The organism is Bacillus cereus group sp. BfR-BA-01309 (genome assembly GCF_022664315.1).
Taxonomy (GTDB): domain Bacteria; phylum Bacillota; class Bacilli; order Bacillales; family Bacillaceae_G; genus Bacillus_A; species Bacillus_A mobilis.
The window spans coordinates 306,164-325,958 of sequence record NZ_JAKUHE010000006.1; the positions used below are offsets into that span (position 1 = coordinate 306,164).

Consider the following 19,795-nt stretch of genomic DNA (forward strand, 5'->3'; position numbering starts at 1 on the left):
GATTTATTGAGGGTTGTCACTTTTTGTCGGTAAGTCGATAACCACTGTATAATCGCTGATATATTTTGAAAATCGCCAATATAATTTTATGTACTCATTTCAGTTTCCAATAGATAAGATCCTCATGTTACGTTATTCCATATAATCAAACAAAATACAGAGAAAAACAATCATTTTTACTATATTTTGTTATAAATTCGAATAATATTAAATAATACTATCCATTATAGGAGATTTTAGTTGAATCCCTACAATATGATGTGTAAAATCTAAGCAAGTAGCAGTGCAAATAAATATTCGAGGTGAATACATGCTAGATTTTAAGCAGTTAGATGCTTGTTTGAAAGACAAGAGATTTATAGATGGATTACAGGAAATAAATAATGAAATTTCATATATAAAAGAAAAGAATACTTTATCTTATTTGAAGAATTGGCTTGCTAATGTTCCTTCACATAAGGAGTTTGACATATTAATACGTCTTACCGATGAAGGGCTTATGCACCAATACAGTTCATTCCTCATTCGCTACGCTTATAAAAAATTCCCAAATTTGAGAACGCTCTCTTTATATTGTGATGAGTTAATTGATGAGCGGAAAATACTTGAAGTAGAACAGTTGTTAAAAGACTCATTAGAAGAGGTAAATAAAGAAGAAATAGAAGTTGATCTTTTAGCAAAAACATATTTTACATTAGTACGATGCTTGTTGGAAATGAAACGAAATGAAGAAGCCCTAATCTATATGCAAAAGGCAGAGGAGTACAGTGCACGTGCCGTTTTTGATAAATGGGGCTACGTCTATATGCATACAGGTGAATGGGAGAAAGCAGAAGAACAATTTATAGCTGGCATGCAGCATAAAGATTGTGAAGAGCTATCTACCTATTTATTATCACAGTTATATGCGAATCAAGGAGAACAAAAACGTGCATTACAGCTAATTGATGATGCGATTGTAAAGTTCCCCCAAGTACCATATTTTCATTTTGAAAAGGTAAAATATTTATTAGATTTAAGGAAGTATGAAGAGATGTTAACGGTAATAGATAACATAAATAATCAGCTTCCTTATCATGCGTATAAAACTTACTTTGTACATTTACGTGCAGAAGCGCTTTACAAAATGAATAAACTTGCAGATTTACAACAGTTATTAAAAGAAGAAAAAAGTTTAAAAGAGTCTTTATATCATAATTTAGAAAAAAATCCAGATGGCAAAAAGGTTCATTTACCGATAGTTCCAATTGTACAAAAGGATAATTATTGTGTTCCGACAAGTTTAGAAATGATGTTGCAGTTATGGGGAGAAAAACGTACACAAGATGAAATAGCAGAGTTTATCTTTGATATGACAGGCTCGAAGTTTTCAGATACTGTTTCTTATTTAGAACAATTAGATTTTGAATATCGTTATTTTAAAGGTAATGAAGAAAATTATAAGAGACTACTGGATGAAGGGATTCCTGTTTTATTAAGTATAGATATTGAGCATGCTTCACATGTGCAAGTATTATGTGGGTATGATGATACGTTACAAGCTTTTTATGTTCAAGATCCGAACTTTATCGAACCCGTTATTGTGGAATATAGTAAGTTACAAGAAAAATATCGTTACACAGGGTGTTTAGCGATTACGTTCGTTCCGAAAGAAAAGAAGGAGCAACTAGCATTTTTAAATGGAGAAGAAAATCATTATTTTAAATCTATTTTTTCTCTTACGGATCATTTAGATGAACATGATAAAGAGGGGATTCATAACTTAGTACAATTTTTAAAAGAGACGAGTGATAATCCGAATACGTGGTTATATACGGTAAAGCATTTAGATGTTGAAGTAGATAATGAGTTTATTATAAGTTGTATTGAAAAGTTAATGGAGAAGTTTCCGAACTCGGATTTTGTTAAATTGCATGGTGCGCAGTGTTTTATTCGCCTTCAAGAATTAGAAAAAGCAGGGCAAATGCTCGCGAGTGTTGAGAAGAAAAATAATCGTGCTTTATATCATTTAATAAACGGAAGATATGCTTTTGAACAGGAAAGTTATATAGAAGCGATTTCAAGTTTTCGTTCTTCGTTACAATTAGATGCAGATCAGCCGATTGCTTGGAGTTTTCTCGCTTTATCATATATGTATATCGACCAATCTGAAAAGGCGTTGCAGTTTTCTCAAGTTGCTTTAGAACGTAGTCCAGAACGATTCACTTTAACGAATCATGGGTTAATATTAATAGATTTAGAAAGATATGAAGAAGCGTATGAAATTTTTAATAATCTGTTAAAAGAGTATAAAAATGAGGCACATGTATGGTATGAGCGAGCGAGATGTGCGCATCATTTAGGGAAATTACATTTAGCGATTAAAGGGCTTAAAATAGCGATTCATTTGGATAGTAATGCACCTTACATTTATACGAAACTTTCGGAAATATACGAGTCTGATTTGAAGGATGAGGAACGTACGAAAGAAATTTTATTAAAAGGTATTAAGAATTGTGACGATAAGGCACCATTATACGTAAAATTAGGTGACTATCATTTTCAAAATGATAGCCTAGAAGAAGCAGAAACACTGTATACTCGTGCTTTAGAAGAAAATCATGATGATGTTTATTCTCACTTCGGAATTACGCAAGTTTATATGGCAAGAGAACAATACAAGGAAGCAAAAAAATATATACTCGGTATTGAAAAGCAAATTGAAAAGAGCCAAGATTTTCTTATGAATGCGGGAATGGTTTTATGGGATGCTGAGGTTGAACTTGGTGGAAGTGAAGAAGGGTTTAAAGTAGCATTGTCTAAGTTAGAGAATGGTATAAAGCAGAGCGAATATAATGTAGCAAGTGCATTAGATGAATATGTGAATCGAATTAAAGGAACGGTATTTGTACAACGAGGAATAGCATTCTTAAGAACGTTACACAAAGAAAGAAATGAGGTAAGTGAATACGGTTGTTATATAGGTATTTTATATGAATCTATTGGGCAGTACGGCCAAGCGATGAAAAGATATAAAAGGGCGATAGAACAAAAGGAAACGGCATTACCGTATTACCGAATTGGTGAAACACTTATGGCATTAGGGCAATTGAAAGAAGCGAAACAAGCGTATGAAACATGTTTAGAGCTTGATGAGCATTTCGTAGGGGTACATTTACAGCTTGCGGAAATATACGAAAAAGAAGAAAACCGTTCTAAAGAACAAAGCCATATGGTTCAGGCGATGAAAGAAGAGCCGTTGCATATTAATATGGAATATTTGGCACAGCTTTCAGTAGAAATGAATCTTCAGGAAGAATTGCTGACTGAACTAGAACAATTAGCGGACGAAGTACCTGAAATATGGCGATTGGATGCGATTGCATATGTGTATGGAGCGATGGATGAAATAGATAAAGAACAGGCATGGATTGAATACGCGCTACAATTAGATGGTGAGCATACAGAAGTTCTATATCATTATGCAAAAGTGTTAGTGAGAAGTAGAAATGAAAAAGCAATTGAAATTGCAATGAAAGTGATACAAAAAGATGTAAATAATGAACGTATATTTGAGGTATACGTAAAAGCGATAGAACAACATAAGAAATTGTCTAACATACGAGATTTTCTTCATACATTAAAAGTGAAAAAGGCAGAAAGAAGTATGGTATTTATGTATGCTGCATCTGCGGTGACGGAAAGATGGATTGAACGTCAACAAAATGAACAGCCGAAGAAATCCATAATTACGAGAGCTTTTTATCGAATGAAAAACCGTGCGAAAGAAATTTCGATTATTACTACAATCATTGATTTGTATGAAATTTCGTTAAAGTTAAATCAAAAAAATAGTATGGCAGCGCAGCGATTTGCACTATTTTACGGGAATGTGGCGATGTATAAAGAGGCGATAGATGTATTGCAAACATCGTTAGAAAATAAATGGGATTACGATGTAGCGAAGCAACTTGTAAATCTTTTCATAGAGTGTGAGGAAGAAGATATGTTAAGGGATGCTTCAGAATTAACGAAGCAAATGGTTCGAGAGTTACCAGATGATTATGATACGCTTCTTTTACAAGCACAAGTATTCTTTAAAATAGGGGAAGAAAGAAAAGCAGAAAAGATTACCTTACAGTTAACGGAGCAAACACCGTTTGTAAGTAGAGCGTTTCTTGCTTTAGGAGAAATGTATCAAAGTCAAGAAAGGTTTGAAGAGGCGATTCATATATTAGAAAATGCTTCTAAACATCATTCAAATGAAACAGCGATTCTTCTTTCTTTAGCGTCTTCATATCATAGTGCCGGCCAAACACTAAAGGCAGAAAAAATAGCAAATGAAGTATTAACAATTGATGCGAGTGATTTGTTAGCAAGATATGATCGCGCTTGTTATTTAGCACAGTTAAACAGAATTGAAGAGGCGAAGGAAGAGCTTGAAATTGTTCTTCGTGAGGATGAATCAGGATTCTTTGCTGAGCTTATTGAAGAAGATGAAGATTTAGCTGGAATACGAGAATTTGAAAAGTAATTGTATAACAATCGCGAAAAAGGACATAAATAAAAATATATTTTGAATTAGTTGACAATTTATTGCCTAATGGCATAAAATAGCTTTTAACAAAGTATACAAATCTGAAGACGAGAAAGAGTAAAATAGTGTACTGTTCCCCAGAGAGCCGGTATGTTGCTGAAAGCCGGTGTTCAGACGTTATTTGAAAATCATCTCCGAGGAGCCGAGGCTGAAAATAAGTAAGCCCGGACGGATGTCTACCGTTACAAAGAACACGTATGACAGTACGTTGCTAAGTGCTATTAGTTAAGAGCTAATAGAATTAGGGTGGTAACGCGGGTAAACCCGTCCCTACTTTATAGGGATGGGTTTTTTGTGTGCTTTAAAACATTCAAAGGAGTGATTGTAGATGAAGAAAGTAGATGTAAAAGAGTCAGCTGTAGGGAGAGAAACACGTATTCGTAAGCAGTGGAACGAGCAAAGTATTTTCGAGCAATCAATTCAGAATCGAGAAGGTGCACAATCTTTTGTGTTTTATGAAGGACCACCAACGGCGAATGGATTACCGCATGTAGGTCATGCTCTTGGGCGGACAATTAAAGATGTAGTAGCAAGATATAAAACGATGGCTGGTTATAAAGTGTTAAGAAAAGCGGGATGGGATACACACGGTTTACCTGTAGAATTAGGTGTTGAGAAGCAACTCGGTATTTCTGGTAAACATGAAATAGAAGAGTATGGAATTGAGCCATTTATTCAGAAGTGTAAAGAGAGTGTATTCACATATGAGAAGCAGTGGCGTGAATTCACTGAAAGCATCGGTTATTGGGTAGATATGGATGATCCATACGTTACGTTAGAGAATCCATATATTGAAAGCGTATGGCATATTTTAGGAACGATTCATGAAAAAGGCTTATTGTATAAGGGACATAGAGTTTCGCCATATTGCCCAAGTTGTCAAACTTCACTAAGTTCACATGAGGTTGCACAAGGGTATAAAACAGTAAAAGATTTAAGTGCAACAGTTAAGTTTAAAGTGAAAGATAGTGAAAATGAGTATTTCCTAGGTTGGACAACGACACCTTGGACACTTCCAGCAAATGTTGCGCTCGCTGTACATCCAAATATGGAATACGTGAAAGCGAAACAAGAAGGTCATGTATACATTGTTGCGAAAGAACGTGTACAAGATGTATTAAAAGAAAACTATGAAGTACTATCTGTCCATAAAGGTGAAGAATTAGTAAATACATCTTATTTGCCGCCATTTCCAATGAAAGAAGTTACAAATGGCTACCACGTTATCGCGGCAGATTTTGTCACGGCAGATAGTGGTACAGGACTCGTTCATATCGCTCCGGCATATGGGGAGGACGATTATAGAGTCGTTCAAAGTGCAGGATTGTCATTCTTACATGTTGTAGATGAAAAAGGTGAGTATACAGAAGCAGTACCATTTTTGAAAGGGAAATTTGTAAAAGATTGTGACGTGGATATCGTTCGTTATTTAGCGAAGGAAGGCTTACTATATCATAAAGAAAAGTATGAACATAGCTACCCACATTGCTGGCGCTGTGATTCACCACTTCTTTATTATGCAGGAGAGAGTTGGTTAATCCGAACAACTGCAATTAAAGATACATTTTTACAAAATAACGATTCTGTTACTTGGTATCCAGATCATATGAAACATGGACGCTTTGGTAAATTTTTAGAAAATATGGTGGACTGGAATATTAGTCGAAATAGATATTGGGGAACACCATTAAACGTATGGGAATGTGAAAGTTGCGATCATCAATTCGCACCGAAAAGCATTGCTGATCTAAGAAAGCATAGTACGAAAGAAACACCGGAAGATTTAGAATTGCATAAGCCATATGTGGATGAAGTGCAAGTATGCTGCGAAAAATGCGGAAGTACAATGAATCGTACACCAGAAGTAATTGATGTTTGGTTTGATAGTGGTTCCATGCCATTTGCGCAATATCATTATCCATTTGAAAATAAAGAGTTATTTGAAGAACAGTTTCCAGCAGATGTAATTGCAGAAGGCATTGATCAAACACGTGGATGGTTTTATAGTTTATTAGCAGTATCAGCACTTTATACAGGAAAAGTACCGTATAAACGAGTGCTATCACTAGGGCATGTATTAGATGAAGAAGGCCAGAAAATGTCTAAAAGTAAAGGAAATGCATTAGATCCAGTTGATCTAGTAAATCAGTTTGGTGCAGATGCTTTAAGGTGGGCGTTACTCGTTGACAGTGCTCCGTGGAATGCGAAGCGTTTTTCTGAAAGAACAGTACTAGAAGCAAAATCTAAATTTGTAGATACATTAGTCAATGTGTATAGCTTCTACGTTTTATATGCAAATTTAGATGAGTATAATCCGAAAGAAACGTATGATGTAAAGCGGACGAAATTGGATGAATGGGTATTATCAAGATTGCATAGCACAACGAAAAAAGTGAGAACAGCACTTGATGATTATCAATTTACGAATGCAGCTCGTGAAATCGCGGCACTTGTAGATGAAGTAAGTAACTGGTACGTAAGACGATCACGTAATCGTTTCTGGGAATCTGGTATGAATGCCGAAAAAGCAGCTGCGTATGAGACACTTCATAAAGTGCTTGTGACAATTAGTAAATTAATCGCACCATTTACACCGTTTGTCGCTGAAGATATTCATTTAAATTTAACTGGAAGTAGCGTTCATTTAGAGGATTATCCAGTTGTGAATGAATCACTACTTCAGCCGAAGTTAGAAGCAGAAATGGATGCAGTTTTACAAGTTGTTGAACTTGGAAGAAGTAATCGTAATCAGCATTCTTTAAAAGTAAAACAGCCATTAGCGGAACTTGTATTACTAGCACATAATGAGAATGATATGGATTGGGAATCGTATCGTGATATCGTCATGGATGAACTAAATGTCAAAGCGTTCCATGTTGAACTCGATGAAACGAAATATACGTCCTATCAATTAAAGCTGAACTTTAAAACAGCTGGGCCGAAGTTTGGTAAAAATGTGAACTCAGTAAATACATGGCTAAAACAATTATCAAAAGAAGAAGTAGAGCACTTTGTATCTACAGAAAGAGCAGTTTACGAAGCTGCACCAGGAGAAGAAGTAGTTGTAACAGCTGAAGATGTAGTAGTCGAGAAAGTCGCGAAATCAGGATTTTCTAATACGACTAACGGACAATATACAGTTATGTTAGATACGAATGTCACGGAAGAATTGTTGCAAGAAGGAGTAGCGCGTGAATTCATTCGAGCAGTTCAAGAATATCGTAAACAGTTGAATTTACCGGTTAATTTACGAGTAGATGTTATTCTTGATACAGAGGAAAAACTACAACGCACATTAACGAACCATAAAGATTTATTGGAAGAAAATTTACTCGTTAAGAGATTTACATTTGATCACTTAACGAATGAAGACGATGAACTAGCTTTAGGTGAAGCGAAAGTTCGAATTAAATTAAGCGCGGCTCATTAAAGAAAAAAGGAAGTTGGAATCATTCCAACTTCCTTTTTGTATGATGGAAATTTATCCCGCTTTAATGGGCAGTAAGATCCCCAACTCAAAATTCAGCGAAAGCAAAGAATTTAGGTGGGGGATCAGCTGCCCATAAAAGTCCGATTGGTGAGGGCTAATAATCAGTGGGGGATGAAGAAAACCCCACTGATTAAAGTTTCACTTTATCCGGCTAATTTCCTCATAATCCATTCGATAGGGCCTCTAGAAAATTTCTTTCTCCATAACACACTAATTACAATGCTGAAAATGAAAAATGCAGTAGCAAATAATAAAACGAATAGTAGTGATTGATGTTCCATTCTATTTAATAGAATTAATGTCCCAATACCGATAAAAACATGACTGACATAATGAGTTAATGTTAATTGTCCTGTTTGTACAATGGAAGTGACAAACCAATTATTTGTATATTTTTCAGCGAAATTGAGGCAAATGATTAATATAGCAATAGCGGATCCTGTAGCAGATAAAATATATAATATGTTTGGTAAGATGGGTCCTGTATTAAATAAAAACGTGGCGGCCTCTTTGCCGATGTATGGAATAAAAAAGTGTGTAAGTCCTTTTGATAAAAGTTCTGTTAATATTGTGATTGTAATACCGAGTAAGAGTAATCTTTCTCTAATTTTCTTATTATGAAGATCTAACCTGCCAATTATCATACCGATTAAGAAGAACGAGAACCAAGGGAAAATTGGGTGATATCCATTAAAGAATAAATTGCGAAGAAAACCCTTTATTGTCCAGAAGTCTACATAGTTAATAAATGGAGTTGGACCTCCCCAGCCCTCGAAAGTATTAAAAGTAAGCTGAAGAGATTGTGCGATGAGTAGGATAATAATAGATAGCAATAGTAATACTTTTTTGCGTACTGTAATAAGGAATGCAGCGACGAAAAGGTAAACACCGTAGTAGTGTAATATATCCCCAGTCCACTCCATTACATATAGTAGTAATCCTAAAATAAATAAGAATAGTGATCGTTTCCATATGGTCTTTCGACTACTAGAAATTTTTATTTGTTCATTGCTAGCAACGGCTGACCTAGTCATTAAAGTTATACCGATGCCTGCAAGTATAACAAACAAAGCAGAAGCTCTACCTTCAAATATTGACATGAAGGTTATTAAAAAAGGAGGACCATTTCCTTCTGCACCTGTTATCACCATGAAATTGACAAGTAGCATACCAAACATCGCCAAAGCTCTAGCAAAATCTAAGCCGATAATGCGCTTATTTGTATTCACTTCAATCCCTTCTTTCAAAAATGCTATTTACAGCTTCAATCCAAATTTGTTTATAATCTATCTTTGCGTCAATCATCATAAAATTTCCGATATTATCAAGCACTAATGCTAACATATGAGCTTTTGAAACTAGATTTTTATTTTCAATTAATTGAAGTTCATTTGCTTTTGTAAGGAGTACTTCAAATCCATGTAAATATTCTGTTTGCACAGTTAGTAATCGATCTTTGTACATATTGTTTCTGGAAGATAGTAATACATATTCTTGTAACACAAGATTAAAATAAGGGTCGTTTCGCTGTTCATCAATTATTTTAAGGCCAATTGCAGTGCATTTTTCAATAAAATTTGTTTTCGTAAATTCTTCTGTATGAAAATACGAAGAGAACTGCATCGCTTTACATAATTCAGTAAAAATACATTCAATTAAGGTATCTTTAGACTTAAAGTAGTAATATATAGATGGTTTTGCGATACGAACCTCCTCACCAATCATCGTATAAGTTGTTTTAGCAATACCGTACGTAGCAAAAAGGCGATAACTTGCTTCCATTATTGAAGAGAGTGTTTCTTCACTTTTACTCATATAGATCCTCCTAAAAAAAGGTTATTAAAATCGTATCATTCATAAGTGATTTTTTCAACCTACCGTTAGGTAAAAAATAGCCTATTTTTTTACACAGTAATATGAAAAGTTTCAGGGGGAAGGAATGGATTTAGAAATTTCTTTCTAAAGTATTGTTTTTACTTTACACATAAATATTGAGAAAATTTCACTCACCCTAAATGGAAAGGTAATAGAATTGTTTATGGAGAATTACTCGTAGATTCAATTTTTATCCCCCCATTTTGTGGGGAATGATTGCCTAGTGGTAATGGGATAAGGTTGAGCTACTTTATTAGGGGGAGTGGTTCTATGTTTAATAAAAAAATGGTGGCAATGGCAATGACTGTACCATTAGTAATGGGGACGATTTCAACGGTCTCGGCGTTGGAAAAACAACAGCAAGTAAAGCTAGAAGCTTATTCACCGCAGAAAAAAGCAACTGAATATTTAAAAGAAAATGCTGCGCAGTATGGATTGAAAGCTGACCTCTCAGACTTGCAATATATTTCAACAACAGAAACGTCAGTAGCTTCATATGTTAGGTTCCAACAAGTTGTAAATGGTGCGCCTGTATTTTCAAAACAAATTACAGTTACACTTAACGGAGAGGGAAAGGGAGTACTTGCTGTTTCTGATTATCAATCCGTCAATGGTGTAAAGGAAGTAACGACAAAAATTAGTGAAAAAGATGCAATCCAAAAATCAATGGCGTATGTTGGAGAAGCAAGTGAGCAAAACTTATGGGCTCCTACTGAGAAAGAATTCGGATATATTGTTGAAGAGGGAATTGCTCGTCCAGTATATAAAGTTGTAGTCCATTCTAATAACCCGTTTGGTGCATGGGAAACATTTATTGATGCAGAAAATGGAAAGTTAATTAAAAAGGTTGATATAAACCGAAAAGTAGAAGGGTCAGGAAAAGTATTTTTACCTAATCCGGTCGTATCTAGTGGTAGTAAAGTAGGCTTAAAAGATAATAACGATGCAGATTCAACGGCGCTAACGAACCAATTGAAGACTGTTACGTTAAAAGGTTTAGATGGAACAGGATTTTTAATTGGAGAGTATGTTACGATTTCTTCAAAAGCAAAAACAAAATCTACAAACTTACAATTTAACTACACACGAGCAAATGATAGCTTTGAAGATGTGATGTCGTATTATCATATCGATACATTACAACGTTACATTCAAAGTCTAGGGTTTAAAAATATTAATAATCGCTCTATTAAAGTGAATGTGAATGGAACGACAGATGACAACTCATTTTATTCTCCGACAACGAAAGCTTTAACTTTTGGTACTGGCGGAGTAGATGATGCAGAAGATGCTGGTATTATCGCACATGAATATGGGCATTCGATTCAAGATAACCAAGTTCCTGGCTTTGGTAGTTCAGCAGAAGGCGGAGCGATGGGAGAAGGATTTGGTGACTTCTTAGGTGCTACGTATGAAGATGCAGTATCAACTACAGGATACGGAAAAGCATGTGTTGGAGAATGGGATGCGACTGCTTACTCTAGTTCAGATCCAACGTGCTTACGTCGTTTAGATAATAATAAAGTGTATCCAAAAGATATAAAGAATGAAGTACACGATGATGGTGAAATTTGGGCTCAAGGTCAATATGAGATGGCACAAGCTTTTGGACGTGATGTTGCAACGAAAATTATTTTACAATCACACTGGTCATTAACACCAAACTCTAAATTCAATGATGGAGCAAAAGCAATTAAGCAAGCGGATGCTCTTTTATATGGCGGACAACATGCTGCTGATATCGATCGTATTTGGGCAGCAAGAGGAATTAGCACGAATTAATATAAAAAGTCGTGGCATTTATAAGCCACGACTTTTTAATTTGCTTATGAACTGGTACTAGTAAAGGTAGCTAAATGAATGGTAGTGTGAATGTATCCACATTCTATTTATTTTTTTCGTCTTTAAAAACAAAATGCTCTTTAAATTTTCTAGACTCAACTTTTTGACCGTTTCTCATGGAGCGGAAAGGGTGTTCTTGCCAAGTAATGATTACATCAACTACATCTGCTTTTGTAGCAACTGGAAAATTAGCATGTCTAAATCCAGTTTTTCCACTTGCTAAACGACTTTCCTTTAGGGAAAAGAGTTCATATTTAGTTTTTGTTTTTGGCTCGTTGCGGAATACTTCGACTTGTACGTTATATACTTCACTGTTTCCAACATTTTTTACTGAAAATTGATATGTATTAAATTCATTTTTTTTAGCTTGAAGCATATTTTTATCATTGTTCTTCGGTTCATCAATATTCACTTTCCATTGATCAGAGTTTTTGGAGATCGGTAAAGCTTTTGGAGAATAGGCGTACGTTTCATTTACTACGATTAGGCATAACAAAAGGAGAAAGAAACTTATTGTTTTTTTCATATACACACCTCGCTTTAAATTTGTTAATTAATATGCGAAAAAAATACAATTTTTATGTAATAAAATGGAAAATGGTGATAATTTGATTCAAATACAATTAAATAAACTGGAAGAGGTAATAGATGGTGAAGGGTTACAAGAATCATTTCACAATATAGAGATACAAGGTATCTGCATTGACTCCAAGAAAATTAAGAAAGGGAATTTGTTTGTCCCAATTATTAGAGTGAAAGATGGACATGAGTATGTGAAAGAGGCAATTGATAATGGAGCTGTCGCTTCCTTATGGAAAAAGTCGTATGGTACTCCGCCAAAAGGGATGCCAATTATATTTGTAGATGACACTTTGCTTGCTTTGCAACAATTGGCACAATTTTATCGAGCAGAGCTAAATGTAAAAGTAATCGGAGTTACTGGTAGTAATGGCAAGACAACAGTAAAAGATATAATAAACACAATTTTAAGTACTACGTATCGTGTGCATAAAACAAAGGGCAATTTTAATAGTCAAATCGGTTTACCATTAACAATTTTAGAGATGAAACGAGATACAGAGTTTTTAATACTTGAAATGGGGATGAGTGAAAAAGGGCAAATTAGAAACTTATCGATAATAGCACAGCTGGATGTAGCGATCATTACAATGATTGGCCAGTCTCACTTAGAAACGCTTGGATCAAGAGAAGAGATTGCGAAGGCTAAATTAGAAATTATTGATGGATTAAAAGATGAAGGATTATGTTTGTATAATGGTGATGAACCATTGCTTTTGAAAAATAAGAATCTATTGAGTATAAACTGTAAGGCATTTGGTGAAAAGTATACAAATGATTTGTATCCAACAAACGTGCAATTAGATGAATATGGTGTTCATTTTAAATTAAACGATTCAAAAATACAGTACGATGTTCCCTTGCATGGAAAACATAATATTTTAAATACAATTGTCGGAATCGCCGTAGGTCAATTTTACAATATCTCTACAGAAAAAATACAGGAAGCATTGCGGCAAGTAAATATTACTCATATGCGCTTTCAATTTTTAACTGCCAAAACAGGTTTTACAATTATTGACGATGCATGGAATGCTAGTCCCTCTTCAATGAAGGCTGCAATTGAAACGTTACAGACATTAAATGCCTATAAGAAAAAAATGATAGTAATTGGGGATATGTTGGAGTTAGGGAAAAATGCGGAAACATATCATAGAGAAATCGGTAAAATGTTAAATGAAGAGAGCATTCAATATGTATTTACTTATGGAAAGTTAGCTGAAATTGTAGCGGAAGAAGCAAGAAAGAAATATGATACAGGAAAAGTACAGCCATTTAATAATAAGACCAAAATAGCAGAGGAAGTATTAAAAGTAATAACGGAAAATGATGTTGTATTATTAAAAGGCTCACGTGGAATGGCTTTAGAGGAGATTGTACAAAATTGGATATGAAAAATGAAAATGTATGTAAAAAGGCTTGCGTTTTATAAAGAGAAGAGATAGAATACTCTGTAAATATAAAAAGTGATGATCAGGAAAAGTACATGATGCAAAGGTCTACAGAGAGCAATCGATTGCTGAGAAGATTGCGATACCGCATGATGGAAAGACACCTGTGAGTGTTGCTTTGAACGTGATAATTAGTAAAAGCAAACGGTACCTACCGTTATCAGGGCTAAGATGGTCATTATGACAATTTGGGTGGTACCGCGGAAATATCCGTCCCTATTTATAGGGGCGGATTTTTGTATTCTTTGAAGGGAGGTGAGTGACCGTGGATGATGACGATGACAACAACAATAACGTAAATAAATATAAATTTACTGGAGGGAAATGTAATGAAGCGTTCACTCACAAAAGAATGTACAAAGCAAAGCGGAAAAGTTGTAGTACTTCAAGGATGGGTAAAAAAGATTCGTCATCTAGGTAATGTTAGTTTTTTATTAATAAGGGATCGATCAGGAGTTATGCAATGTGTCTTAGAAAATGAGTTAGCTGGATTTAAAGTAGATGTGGAAAGTGTCGTGCAAGTAGTTGGTCAAATAGTAGAGACTTCGAAAACAGAATTAGGGGTGGAAGTGCTTGCTCATGAAGTGAAAATATTAAATGGCGCAGAACCACTTCCATTTGAAATAAATAAAAAGAAATTGCAAGTTGGCTTAGATCAACTACTGAATGAGCGGGTATTATCATTAAGACATGAGAGAACCGCGGCGATATTTAAAGTGAAATCTACACTTGTTCAGAGCTTTAGTGAATTTCTTATAGAGAACGATTTCACACGTATATTTACTCCGAAAATTGTTTCACAAGGGGCAGAAGGAGGAGCGAATGTTTTTAAAGTTCCATACTTTCAAAAAGAAGCTTATTTAGCACAATCACCGCAGTTTTATAAACAGATGATGGTAGCTGGAGGGTTAGAACGTGTTTTTGAAGTTGCACCTGTTTACAGGGCGGAACATCATAATTCTTCCCGTCATTTGAATGAATATATCTCGTTAGACGTAGAGCTTGGATTTATTCATGATTTTTATGAAGTGATGCAACTAGAAACGGATGTTTTACGATATATGTTTCAACAAGTAGCAAAAAACTGTGAAAAAGAACTAAAACTATTACAAATAGAAGTACCTGTTATTACAGAAATACCGAAGATTACATTGTTACAAGCGCAAGAAATTTTGAAAAGTAAATACCGGAAAGAATCGCCAATTGGGGATTTAGATACAGAAGGTGAAAAGCTACTAGGCAAATATGTGAAGGAAACATATAAGAGTGAGTTAGTTTTCATTACACATTATCCAAAAGAAGCTAGACCGATGTATACGATGCCGAATAAAGAGAATCCATCTATTACTGATTCGTTCGACTTACTATATAAAGGGCTAGAAATAACTTCAGGGGCACAGCGAATTCATGAATATGAAATGTTACTTGCTTCTTTTAAAGAAAAAGGATTACATCCAGATAAATTTCAATCTTATTTAAATACATTCCGATACGGTTGTCCCCCGCACGGTGGTTTTGGAATTGGATTAGAGAGAGTTGTATACAGACTATTAGAATTAACAAATGTACGAGAGGCGAGTGCTTTTCCAAGGGACTGTACAAGACTTATCCCTTAATAATAGGGGGAAGAAAATGTATCCGTTGTGCTATTTTATAGTACAACGGATTTTTTAGTTCATAAAACTCAGCACTTTCTTATCAAATTTTAATATAGCCCTTGACAGTTATAAATATAACCGATATACTTCATATTAATTTCAAAAGAAAATATATTCTTAATATTTAAATGTGTTGAATAGGAGTAGTAAGGTCGTATATTTGTACAGAGAGCTATGGGTTGGTGTGACATAGTCAAATGACATCCTGAACTCGCCTAGGAGCAGTAAGGTGGAACGGAATCACATTCTTAGTAAATCTTAACGGTTAACCTTCGATATTAGGTTTGTAATCAAACGATTACTACTAAGGTGGATTCATAATGGAATCAATAAGGGTGGTACCGCGTTAAGTAAATGGCTTAGCGTCTCTTTATATAGAGACGCTAGGCCATTTTTTATTTTATGGAAATAGAAATGGAGGGGTTATTCGGATTGGTTTATAAAATTTAATTATTTATATAAAAGGATTTAACTAGGAGGAAAATAAGATGAAACAGACGGAGCAATGGACTTCGAAATTAGGTTTTATAATGGCTGCAGCAGGATCGGCAATTGGACTTGGCGCAATATGGAAGTTTCCTTATATTGCTGGGAAAAGCGGGGGAGGAGCATTCTTTTTAATCTTTATATTATTTACTGTATTAATTGGGCTACCGCTACTTATAGCTGAATTTATGATTGGTCGCAGTACACAGAAGCAAGCAGTTGGAGCATTTAAAAGTATCGCGCCAAATACAGGATGGCACTGGATTGGACGACTTGGCGTTGGAACATGTTTTATACTACTTTCGTTTTATAGCGTTGTAGGTGGATGGGTGTTAATTTATTTATTCAGAGGAGTAACGGGACAACTTATTACTCCGGGACAAAATTACGGAGCATTATTTACTGAAACAATTGGAAATCCCGCTTGGGCGATTATAGGACATTTCGCTTTTATGTTTATTACGATTTGGGTTGTATCAAAAGGTGTACAAAACGGAATTGAAAAAGCAAGTAAATATATGTTGCCAGCATTGTTCGTATTATTTGTTGCTCTTATTGTTCGCTCACTAACACTTGATAACGCAATGAAAGGTGTGAAGTTTTTCTTACAACCAGATTTCTCAAAGATTACTTCAGAAAGTATTTTGTTCGCAATGGGCCAATCATTCTTTGCCATTAGTATCGGGATTTCGATTATGGTCACGTATAGTTCCTATTTAAATAAAAAAGAAAGTTTACCAAAATCAGCAATAACAATTGTTGGATTAAATTTATTTGTTTCATTATTCGCGGGTCTTGCTATTTTCCCAGCTGTATTTTCATTAGGAATGGAACCAACAGAAGGACCTGGATTACTATTTATCGTATTACCATCTGTATTTAGTCAAATTCCATTCGGTGGATTTTTCTTAACAGTATTTCTTGCACTATTTACATTTGCGACATTAACATCGGCATTTTCTTTACTAGAGACAGTTGTTTCAGCGTTTGCAAATGGTGAACAAGAAAAGCGAACGAAATTATCATGGATGATTGGTTTTGGCATTTTCTTAGTAGGTATACCTTCAGCGCTATCATTTGGAGTATGGAGTGATATTACGATTTTCGAAAAGAATATTTTTGATGCAGTAGACTTCTTATCTAGTAATATATTAATGCCACTTGGAGCACTATTTATTAGTATTTTCGTTTCATTCAAAATGGAAAAGAAGGTGCTAGAAGCAGAATTTTTTGTAGGTGGAAATTATGGAAAGAAAGTATTTATTTGTTGGGCTTTCTTACTTCGATTTGTAGCACCACTCGCAATCATCATCGTCTTTTTAAATGTAATAGGGATTATTTAAGGTGAAATGTTATAATATTCAGTAAAAAAGTGGTGATTTTTATGAAGAATTTGATAGAAGCAGGGAAATACATGAACATTAGAGGGAAAAAGCTATACGCTGAAACGCATGGAAACCCTAAAAATAAACCAGTTCTATACTTGCATGGTGGACCGGGAGAAAGTTGCTATGATTTTTCATTTCATCAAGCGGAACGTTTAAAAGATTCTTTATATGTAATGATGATAGATCAAAGAGGTGTTTGTCGCTCAGAAGAAATTACTGAGGACGAAGCTTTTGGATTAAATGATTTAATTGAAGACTGTGAGGAACTAAGAAAAGCATTACAAATTGAAAAGTGGTCTGTAATTGGACATTCTTTCGGTGGATATGTAGCGTTGTTATATGCGTCGAGATATCTAAGTTCAATAGAGAAAATAATATTCGAAGGGCCAACTTTCGATTTTGCGTTAACAAGTAGGGCCTTGTTACAAAAGACAGGGAATTTATTAAAAAAGTATGGAAAAGAAGAAGTAGCAGAAGAGTCCTTTGCTTATTCATCTAGCAATGCGAGTTCAGAAGAGTTGCTAGAAGCTTATATAAGACTAAGCAATGAATTAGAAGAAAATAGAATGGAGATTTACAATTATAAGGAAGATGAGACAGACGAGAGTTTATATAGTGATGAAGTGTGGGAAGTATTTTCAAATCGCTCCAAAATTCATTTTGATAGATTAAAAGTAGAAGGAGCAGTTCATACTTCATTATTACAAAAAATAAAAGAAATACAAAATCCAATGTTATTAATTGTAGGAAAATACGATGCAGTAACGTGTGAAAAACAAATTGAAATATTTAATAAAGATGCTCGAAACGGCAAGTATATCGCTTTTGAAGAGAGTGGTCATTCACCACATTATGAGGAAGCAGATAGATTTGCAGAAACAGTCATACATTTTTTGAAATAAAGAAAAGGGTGCTTCTATAAATGGGAAGCACCCTTTCTAAATTTCTGGATATGTGATTGTAATATTAGGCCATTTGTTTTGCCAATTCTTTTTAGTAACTCTAGTATTGTACATATGCAGTCGTTCTTTTGATTCAAGAAAATGATCTGTTGGTCTCACTTGTAATGAAAGCACATCTTCAATCCCGCACGGAGCTGTTAATATAACTTTGTTTTTTTCGCCTAATGTAACCCCTAAAGCCGTTGCGGTTTCAGGAAATTTAGAAATAGCATCAACAGAAGAAGAGTACGGTGGCATATTATTCACTACATGCATACGAGCTTGATTCTTTACAGACCAAGGGATCGTAGCATCAATATTCATTAATTTCGTTTCTAATGATTGTTCGTATATCTCATCTTTATGTAGACTATCATAATAAATCACATCAACATCAGGCATAGCTGTTTTAGCTTCATAGTTATGTAAAGTATCCCAAATTTTAGAGCGAACAAATCCGGCGCAAATCCACCAATCAGGTAGCTCTAGTGATTTTGCCATTTGTAATACGTTCATCATCCATTCGTCGTTTTCGATTAAGCGAATTATATCTTGCTCTGTTTGTATAGTCATTTGTTATCCCACCTACTATTTTTATAGAGGACTAATTCATCAGTTTAATAATCCATGTGATCCAGTAAGCACCTGGTATGAATAATAGTTGTGCTAGTAACGTACCCAAAAGTCTAGAAATCATTAGCCAACCATACATTTTACTCATTGCTTCTGCACCTTCTTCTGATTGAAGAGCTCGCTCTGTTAAAAGAGCGATACGTGGATCTAGTAGCACTGTTAATAAAATAGTAGCAAAGCCATTAATAAGGCCAGAAGCTGTAGTAGCTTTTGTTGCGTAAGCTGGAAGTAAAAAAGAAGCGTATAGGGCTGAAAGAACACCAGCTGTATAAATTGCAGTAGCAATCATGTTAATAAGCATAATACGTTTTGGAATACCACCGATACGCAGTCTATGAATCATTCCTAATTTTGGAAATCGTACGTATTTTCTTGTGTTCTTTAATTTTTGAATGTTATTTGTTTTCATCATTCGAATGAAAGAACCATCTGTTTCAAAGTTTTGAATGACGTATCCAAATAATTTGGTCAAAGTTGGATACAGTATAATCGCAAGTAAAGTACCGACAGAGGCGGATAATAGAACGAGCCGTATAGTATGTTCTAAATTAATGGAAGCGTCTCGTTTTGCCTCATCAACAATCCCGCCGATTAAAAAGGCTTGTAGCATGTTAGATGTTCTTGATATAAGTAACACCATACCTACGACAGACAAAGCAACAGCAATTCTCTTTAAACGAACTCCAGCTAACCGAATACTATAAGAGCTCGTTTCAACCGCGTGAATAACAATTGTGAAAGCCATTATAACAATTAACGTAATTGACATTAGGTTCACCAGTTTCTATTAAAATAATTGTAACTTTTTTACCTTATCATATGTATCGATTTTTTGTAACTGAAAGTATGTGACATAGGAAAAGTAATTTTTAAGAA

12 protein-coding genes and 3 other annotated features are annotated in these 19,795 nt (G+C 34.7%); of the genes, 7 read left to right on the forward strand and 5 right to left on the reverse strand.

The window, feature by feature from the left end; translation table 11 throughout:
• Positions 1-310 precede the first annotated feature (310 nt).
• Both MR115_RS14390 and ileS read left to right on the forward strand, forming a co-directional pair.
• A complete protein-coding gene (locus MR115_RS14390) occupies positions 311-4,513 on the forward strand; it encodes a bacteriocin-processing peptidase family protein (protein WP_242241737.1) in 4,203 nt (1,400 codons plus the stop codon).
• A 98-nt stretch (positions 4,514-4,611) separates the two neighbouring features.
• Positions 4,612-4,851: a binding site (T-box leader), on the forward strand.
• Positions 4,852-4,904: 53 nt separating this feature from the next.
• The gene (ileS, locus tag MR115_RS14395; RefSeq protein WP_242241738.1) at positions 4,905-8,006 is read left to right on the forward strand and encodes an isoleucine--tRNA ligase; all 3,102 of its coding nucleotides are present in this window, start codon (positions 4,905-4,907) and stop codon (positions 8,004-8,006) included.
• Between the two features lie 203 nt (positions 8,007-8,209).
• Here the strand turns inward: ileS and MR115_RS14400 are convergent, their stop codons facing one another.
• Both MR115_RS14400 and MR115_RS14405 read right to left on the reverse strand, forming a co-directional pair.
• Positions 8,210-9,295 carry a DUF418 domain-containing protein gene (locus tag MR115_RS14400; protein ID WP_242241739.1) on the reverse strand — a complete coding sequence of 362 codons (1,086 nt, stop codon included), beginning with the start codon at positions 9,293-9,295 and terminating at the stop codon, positions 8,210-8,212.
• 1 nt (position 9,296) lies between these two features.
• The gene (locus tag MR115_RS14405; RefSeq protein WP_242241740.1) at positions 9,297-9,881 is read right to left on the reverse strand and encodes a TetR/AcrR family transcriptional regulator; all 585 of its coding nucleotides are present in this window, start codon (positions 9,879-9,881) and stop codon (positions 9,297-9,299) included.
• Positions 9,882-10,211: 330 nt separating this feature from the next.
• Here MR115_RS14405 and MR115_RS14410 point away from each other — a divergent pair, with 330 nt between their 5' ends.
• Positions 10,212-11,723 (forward strand): M36 family metallopeptidase, encoded by a 1,512-nt coding sequence (locus MR115_RS14410; RefSeq protein ID WP_242241741.1) that lies wholly within the window; start codon positions 10,212-10,214, stop codon positions 11,721-11,723.
• Between the two features lie 103 nt (positions 11,724-11,826).
• Here MR115_RS14410 and MR115_RS14415 read toward each other — a convergent pair whose 3' ends face one another.
• Positions 11,827-12,309 carry a hypothetical protein gene (locus MR115_RS14415; protein WP_242241742.1) on the reverse strand — a complete coding sequence of 161 codons (483 nt, stop codon included), beginning with the start codon at positions 12,307-12,309 and terminating at the stop codon, positions 11,827-11,829.
• Positions 12,310-12,373: 64 nt separating this feature from the next.
• On the opposite strand from MR115_RS14415, the gene MR115_RS14420 reads away from it, so the two are divergent.
• The 4 genes from MR115_RS14420 (at position 12,374) to MR115_RS14435 (ending at position 18,247) form a co-directional block, all read left to right on the forward strand.
• Positions 12,374-13,756, forward strand: a complete 1,383-nt coding sequence (locus tag MR115_RS14420) for a UDP-N-acetylmuramoyl-tripeptide--D-alanyl-D-alanine ligase (RefSeq protein WP_242241743.1) — start codon at positions 12,374-12,376, stop codon at positions 13,754-13,756.
• Positions 13,757-13,822: 66 nt separating this feature from the next.
• Positions 13,823-14,034 (forward strand) — a binding site (T-box leader).
• A 108-nt stretch (positions 14,035-14,142) separates the two neighbouring features.
• Complete coding sequence (aspS, locus tag MR115_RS14425) at positions 14,143-15,429, forward strand: aspartate--tRNA(Asn) ligase (RefSeq protein WP_242241744.1); 1,287 nt, start codon at positions 14,143-14,145, stop codon at positions 15,427-15,429.
• Positions 15,430-15,595: 166 nt separating this feature from the next.
• Positions 15,596-15,844 (forward strand) — a binding site (T-box leader).
• 115 nt (positions 15,845-15,959) lie between these two features.
• Positions 15,960-17,300, forward strand: a complete 1,341-nt coding sequence (locus MR115_RS14430; protein WP_242241745.1) for a sodium-dependent transporter — start codon at positions 15,960-15,962, stop codon at positions 17,298-17,300.
• Between the two features lie 41 nt (positions 17,301-17,341).
• Positions 17,342-18,247, forward strand: a complete 906-nt coding sequence (locus MR115_RS14435) for an alpha/beta fold hydrolase (protein WP_242241746.1) — start codon at positions 17,342-17,344, stop codon at positions 18,245-18,247.
• A 36-nt stretch (positions 18,248-18,283) separates the two neighbouring features.
• On the opposite strand, the gene MR115_RS14440 is transcribed toward MR115_RS14435, so the two are convergent.
• Together MR115_RS14440 and MR115_RS14445 are read right to left on the reverse strand one after the other, a co-directional pair.
• Positions 18,284-18,859, reverse strand: a complete 576-nt coding sequence (locus MR115_RS14440; RefSeq protein WP_242241747.1) for a nucleotidyltransferase family protein — start codon at positions 18,857-18,859, stop codon at positions 18,284-18,286.
• A 31-nt stretch (positions 18,860-18,890) separates the two neighbouring features.
• On the reverse strand, positions 18,891-19,688 hold the full coding sequence (locus MR115_RS14445) for a lipid II flippase family protein (protein WP_242241748.1): 798 nt from the start codon (positions 19,686-19,688) through the stop codon (positions 18,891-18,893).
• Positions 19,689-19,795: the final 107 nt, after the last annotated feature.